Origin of the sequence: Streptomyces himastatinicus ATCC 53653, assembly GCF_000158915.1 — a bacterium.
Lineage (GTDB): Bacteria > Actinomycetota > Actinomycetes > Streptomycetales > Streptomycetaceae > Streptomyces > Streptomyces himastatinicus.
Genome location: NZ_GG657754.1, coordinates 9,622,113 through 9,623,583 on the forward strand (window position 1 = coordinate 9,622,113; position 1,471 = coordinate 9,623,583).

Annotated in this window: 1 protein-coding gene and 1 pseudogene; one reads left to right on the plus strand and one right to left on the minus strand. The window is 75.4% G+C overall.

Annotated elements, in window-relative coordinates; genetic code table 11:
* Positions 1 to 426 precede the first annotated feature (426 nt).
* Positions 427 to 735 (plus strand): annotated as a pseudogene (locus SSOG_RS56920) (hypothetical protein); the annotation flags it as partial.
* Between the two features lie 6 nt (positions 736 to 741).
* Here SSOG_RS56920 and SSOG_RS40655 read toward each other — a convergent pair.
* Positions 742 to 1,471, minus strand: a 730-nt coding sequence (locus tag SSOG_RS40655) for an alpha/beta hydrolase (RefSeq protein WP_167542540.1), incomplete at its 5' end; no start/stop codon positions are given.

The following is a 1,471-nucleotide window of genomic DNA, read 5'->3' on the forward strand; positions in this document are numbered from 1 at the left end:
ACGGGCTGCCGCCCGAGGAAGCGCGGCGGTTCCTCGACCTCGCCACCGCCGCCTTCCGGCCCTCCCGTGCACCGGTGGACCTCACACCCCGGGCCCTCGACCTCGACGAGCTGCACCGGCGCATGGCGGACCGCGGTGTCGCGACGACCGGCGGGATCCAGGGCCCGCCGCACTGGGACGGCCCGGACGTCCTGCTGCGCCGTACGTCCTTCGGCGCGCGCTGCGCGGTGGAGGCCCGTGGCATCGCGCTCACCCCCGCCGGACGGGTCCGCTACGACGCGTTGACGGCCGGGACCGACCGGCTGCTCGCCATCGACCCGGTGCTCTCCCGCCAGGAGGCCGCCGCCAAGGTCTGGGCCATGTGCCTGCCCCGCCACGGAGGCCGCACTCGCCCGGCAGGACCTCGCGTACTTCACGTACCACGCCACCGACCCTGTGGCCCGCCGCCGCGACGGTCTGGGGCCGCCCGCCGGGCTGGTCGGGCTGCTCCACGGCGGCTGGATCACGGCGGAGCCGATCGTTTACGAGGACGTCCTGCCCCGGCCGGTGGCCGACCCCGGTACCGCCGACCCGGCCCTCGACGCGGACTGGCTGGCCGGGGTGCTGGACCGCCCCGTAGCCGACCCCGTGGAGTACTACGCCCGGCAGCGTCAGGACTCCCTGGACGAGGCGGCCCGGGCCCTGGGCGTCGCCCCCATCGCGCCGCCCGTCGCCCCGCCGTGGCCCCCTGACTAGGCGCGGCTAGGCGCGGGACGCGGTGCCGTTCAGGAAGCGCAGGAGGAGGTTGCGGCCGACCGCGCCCGCGATGCTGTGGTAGGTGTCGTCGAAGGCGTGGTCGCTGTAGGGGATGGCGTTGAACCGGACGTCGTCGCGGTCCTGCCGCAGCCGGTCGGCGAGGCCGCGGACCCTGGACTCCCGGATGAGGTGGTCGGAGGCGCCGGTGACCAGGAGGGACGGCATCAGTCCGGGGCGGACGCGGTTGACGGCGGAGGCGTAGGCGTAGCGCTCGGGGTACTGGGCGGGGGTGCCGCCGGTGTAGCCCTCGGTGATCTCGCGTCCGTAGCCCAGCAGGCCGTTGTCCTGCCACGTGCCCTTGAGGTCCGCGGCGGGGTAGAACCCGGCGACGGCGACCGGCGGGGCGGGCAGCCGCGCGGTGCAGCTGCTGGCGATATGGCCGGTTTCCAGCCCGTACCCGACGTTCAGCGCGAGGCTTCCGCCCGCGGAGCCGCCCACCAGCACGGTGCGGGAGGTGTCGACGCCGTACGGGCGGGCCAGCCTGGCGAGCCGGGACATGGCGCAGACGACGTCGTCGGAGGCGTCCTTCCAGCGCGGCGGCGGCGTGAGCCGGTAGTCGATGGACAGGACGGGGTAGCCGTGGTTCGCGAGCCAGCGGTAGTCGCCCGCCCGCTGGTACCGGCTGCCGGTGGCGAAGCCGCCGCCGTGGATCCACACCACCATGGGCTTGTCGCCC